Source organism: Streptacidiphilus neutrinimicus, assembly GCF_000787815.1.
Classification (GTDB): Bacteria; Actinomycetota; Actinomycetes; order Streptomycetales; family Streptomycetaceae; genus Streptacidiphilus; species Streptacidiphilus neutrinimicus.
Genome location: NZ_BBPO01000163.1, coordinates 1 through 4052, shown reverse-complemented (window position 1 = coordinate 4052; position 4052 = coordinate 1). Strand labels below are relative to the sequence as shown.

Genomic DNA, 4052 nt, shown 5'->3' with positions numbered 1-4052 from the left:
CCCCCCCGCCTGCCCACCCCCCGTCTCTCCACCATCCGGGCCAGCCCGGCGCGCGCCCCGACCGCGCCCGGGTGATGCTGACGATCCGACGGCTCGTCACAGCACGTCACCCGACCAGAGGCCAGAGAGGAACCGGTGATGGCACAGCAGCCGCTGTGGGCGCCCCCGCCCCCGATGTCGAACACCGAGGTCGTCCCGGAGCTCGACCTGCCCGCGCCGGGCGCGCAGCGCCGCTGGACGATCCTGCTGCGCTGGCTGCTCGCGATCCCGCACTACGTCGTGCTGTTCGTGCTCGAGATCATCGGGTTCTTCGCGGTCGTCATCGGCTGGTTCGCCGCCCTCGTGCTGGGGAGGCTGCCGCACCCGATCGCGGCCTACCTCGCCGGACTGCTCGTCTACCGCACGCGCGTCTACGCCTACAGCATGCTGCTGGTCGAGCCCTATCCGCCGTTCGCCTTCGACGCCCCCGGCTACCCCGTGCAGGTCGACGTCCGCCCGGCGGAGCTGAACCGGCTGGCGGTGCTGTTCCGGTTGATCCTGATGATCCCGGCGGCGGTCCTGCAGAGTCTCGTCGTCTCCGGCTGGTACGCGCTCTGCTTCTTCTTCTGGCTGATCGCCCTGGTCCTCGGCCGCCTCCCGGAGCCGGTCTTCGGGGCGACGGCCGCGACCGCGCGCTTCGCGATGCGCTTCACCGCGTACGCGTCCTTGCTGACCGCCGCCTACCCCAAGCGGCTCTTCGGCGACGAGTCGCTCGCGCTGGTGGAGCGCCGCTCGGCGAGCCGGCCGCTGCTGCTGTCGGGAGGGGCCAAGGTGCTGGTGGTCGTCTTCCTGGTGCTCGGGCTGGTGAACATCGGCTGGAGCTCCACGGTCTCCTCGCAGGACAACGGCAACACCACCACGAACGCCCGCACGAACGCAACCTCGACGAACACGGGCGGTCCCGGCCGCTGACCCGAGGCGGTTCCGCCCGGCCCGATGTGGCAGGGTCTGCGGCATGAGCCTCACCGACGACCTGTGGTCCGATATCGAGTCGATCTACGCCGAGATCCTTGAGCACCCGTTCGTGCGCGGGCTCACCGACGGCACCCTGCCGCGCGCGGCGTTCCGGCACTTCGTCGAGCAGGACTCGCTCTACCTGCGCGACTACGCGCGCGCCCTCGCGCTGTGCGGGGCTCGCGCGCCGCAGTCCGCGGCGCTGCGCGCCTTCGTCGAGGACGCGGTCGGCGCGCTCGCCGCCGAACAGGAGATGCTGGCCGGCTTTCGCGCGGAGCTCGGCGAGGAGCCTCTCGGCGAGCTCGTGCTGCCGACCACCCGCGCCTACACCAGCCATCTGCTCGCCGCGGCGTACGGGGGAAGCTACGCCGAGGCGGTCGGCGCGGTGCTGCCCTGCTACTGGATCTACGCCCGCGTCGGCGAGCACCTGTTGGCGAAGTCCTCGCCGGACCCCCTCTACGCCCGCTGGATCGCCGCCTACGGCGACGAGTCCTTCCAGTCCGTCGTGCGACGGGTGCTGGAGCTGACGGACGCGCTGGGCGCGGAGGTCTCCCCGGCCGAGCGGGACCGGATGGGCGAGCGGTTCGTGACCTCCTCCCGCTACGAGTGGATGTTCTGGGACGCCGCGTGGCAGGGCGAGCGTTGGCCCGTATGACCCCGGCCGCAGGGCGCCGTGTCGCGCTGCTCGTCCTCGTCGTCGCCGCCGTCGCGACGGTGGCGGTCACCGGCGTGGCGGGCGCGCAGCGCTACGCCGCGCACCTGCTCGCGGGGTCCGACCCGCTCTCGGGCCTCCCGCCTGTCCTCGCGGGCGCGGCCTTCGCCCTGCTCTACGCCGCGGCCACGGTCGTGCTGGTGCCCAAGCCGGTGCTCAACCTCGCGGCGGGGGCGTGGTTCGGGCTGGCCGAGGGGCTGCCGCTGGCGGTCGCCGCGACGACCCTCGGCGCGGCGGCGTCCTTCGCGCTCGGCCGCGCGGCCCTGCGCGGTCGGCGCTTCGCCTTCCTGGACCGCCGCGGCTGGTCCACGCTGGACCGGGAGCTGCGCGACCACGGCTTCCGTTCGGTGCTGGCCCTGCGGCTGTTGCCGGTGCTGCCCTTCGCCGCCATCAACTACGGCTGCGCCGTGGGCGGCACGCGCCCCGCGCCGTTCGCGGCGGCGACCGCGCTCGGCGTCGTCCCGGGCACCGCCGCGCTGGTCCTCGCCGGCGCGACGGCCTCCTCGCCGAGCCCGACGGGCACCTGGGCGTCGCTCGCGGCGCTCCTCCTCCTCACCGCCGCCACCCTCGCGCCCCGCCTCCGCCGCCGGCCCCTGCCGCGCTAGCCGCCGGGGCAGCGGCCCCCGAAGGGGCGTCGACCGGCATGATGGACCGAGTGGATCACGTCCGCGACGGGGGAGGACGCACAGATGCAGGAATCGCACGGGACATACGAGTTGGCAGTCCGTCGACCGCGACGGGGCCGCGTCGGCGGGTGGACGCGCTGGATCTGGGTGGTCGGGTTCGTCGAGGGCGCCGTCGTGCACGCCTGGTACCTGCTTCAGAGCGGCGTGCACGCGTACCGCGGGGAGCCGCTGGTCGTTCAGGTCTTCTTCCAGGTGCTGCTGGTGCTCGACCCGCTCGTGGCGGTGCTGGTGCTGCGCCGGGTCCCGGCCGGCGCATGGCTGGGGGCGGCGGTGATGCTCGGCGACGTGACCGCGAACTGGTGGGTCTGCTGGGACGACCTGCTGCGCCACCCGGCCGCCTACCTGCGCCCGTACGGCCTGTCGGCCATCACGGTGTTCGGCCTCTTCGTGCTCGCCACCGCCGTGCCGCTGCACCGCGCGTTCGCGCGCCCGGCCGCGCTGCCCGCATAGCGCCGGGCGGTCCGTCAGCTCCCCGCGAGGAGGCGGGCACCGAGGGTGGTGCAGGTGTGGCGGGCGTACTTGCCGTCGCGGGCGGTGGCCACCAGGCCGGCCGCGCGGAGGGTTTTCGCGTGGTCGGAGGCGGTGGCGGCGCTGATGCCGAGATGGCGGGCCAGGCCGCCGGTGGTCTGCGGACGGGCCAGCAGTTGCAGGACCTGGGCGCGGGTCGGCCCGAGCAGCGCGGCGAGCGGACCGCCGCCCGCCTCCGGCGGCGGGATGAGGGGGAGCGGCGTCAGCGCGGGGTAGACCATCAGCAACGAGCCGTCGGGGTGCGCGGCCCGCAGCGGTGTGCCCCGCCAGAGGAGGGACGGCACCAGGGTCAGGCCCCGTCCGGTCAGCCGCAGGTCGACCGCGGCGCCGTGGCGGGGCAGCCGCAGGACCGTGCCGCTCTCCCAGCCCGCGTCCGGCACCAGGCTCGCGAGCATCGCCTGGAGGCCCTGGGTGATGAGCACCTGGCTCCGCCAGGCCACGTCGGCGGCGAAGCCCGCCTGGATCCGCGGCCACCACGGCGGCAGCACCCGGTGCACGAGGGTGTCCAACGACACGCCCAACTCCCGCCAGGCTCGCGCCTCTCCGGCCGCGAGGGCCACCGCCCGGGGCGGCCTGCGGGCGAACCCCCGCCAGACGTAGCGCAGTTCCTCAGCGACCTCCGCCCTCGGCGTGGTCAGGACGAGCGCGAGCGCGTCGTCGGCGTCGGCGATCGGGGGATCGAGGAACACCGGCCCGAGGCCGTCGTCGGGGCGCAGCAGTTCGAGCAGGCCGTGCACGGGGGAGGGGAGGTCGACCTCGATCCGGTGCCGCCAACGCGTCAGCGCCGGGTCGGGGCTGCCGGCCCGGACCAGCGTCAACGCCAACACGCCCTCCAGCAGCGGCGAGGGCGCGGGCGCGAAGCGCACCCGGAGGAGGTCGTCCGGCGTGAAGTGCAGCCGCAGCATCGCCACCCCCCTTGGCAGGTCGTCGAGTTCAGCCTCGCACGATTCGGCCGTGGTCGAAAGGATCGCGCGGTGCGGTCGCCGGGCGCAGGCTCGGTGCATGACCAAGTCCCAGCGCGTACAACAGCGCGCCCGCGGGCGCTCGCACGGCGGTCCGCTCGCCGGGCCGTGCCGCGCCGTCGGCGCCCTGCTCACCGGGCTCGCCCTCGGCCTCGCCCTGCCGGCCACCGC

The 4052-nt window shown here is 74.8% G+C and carries 5 protein-coding genes; 4 read left to right on the top strand and 1 reads right to left on the bottom strand.

The annotated features are described in order from the left end of the window. Window positions 1-138: 138 nt before the first annotated feature. The 4 genes from TR48_RS38125 to TR48_RS38110 all read left to right on the top strand — a co-directional run bounded on the left by TR48_RS38125 (window position 139) and on the right by TR48_RS38110 (window position 2841). Window positions 139-951: a DUF4389 domain-containing protein gene (locus tag TR48_RS38125; protein WP_042375502.1), complete on the top strand. Its 813-nt coding sequence runs from the start codon at window positions 139-141 to the stop codon at window positions 949-951. A gap of 43 nt (window positions 952-994) precedes the next feature. Next, complete coding sequence (tenA, locus tag TR48_RS38120) at window positions 995-1648, top strand: thiaminase II (protein WP_042375499.1); 654 nt, start codon at window positions 995-997, stop codon at window positions 1646-1648. Further along, complete coding sequence (locus tag TR48_RS38115; protein ID WP_042375497.1) at window positions 1645-2310, top strand: TVP38/TMEM64 family protein; 666 nt, start codon at window positions 1645-1647, stop codon at window positions 2308-2310. Before tenA ends, TR48_RS38115 begins: the two co-directional genes overlap by 4 nt. Before the next feature lie 84 nt (window positions 2311-2394). Then, window positions 2395-2841: a hypothetical protein gene (locus tag TR48_RS38110; RefSeq protein WP_152628424.1), complete on the top strand. Its 447-nt coding sequence runs from the start codon at window positions 2395-2397 to the stop codon at window positions 2839-2841. 14 nt (window positions 2842-2855) lie between these two features. Here the strand turns inward: TR48_RS38110 and TR48_RS38105 are convergent, their stop codons facing one another. Next, the gene (locus tag TR48_RS38105) at window positions 2856-3824 is read right to left on the bottom strand and encodes an ArsR/SmtB family transcription factor (RefSeq protein ID WP_063771153.1); all 969 of its coding nucleotides are present in this window, start codon (window positions 3822-3824) and stop codon (window positions 2856-2858) included. Window positions 3825-4052 lie beyond the last annotated feature (228 nt).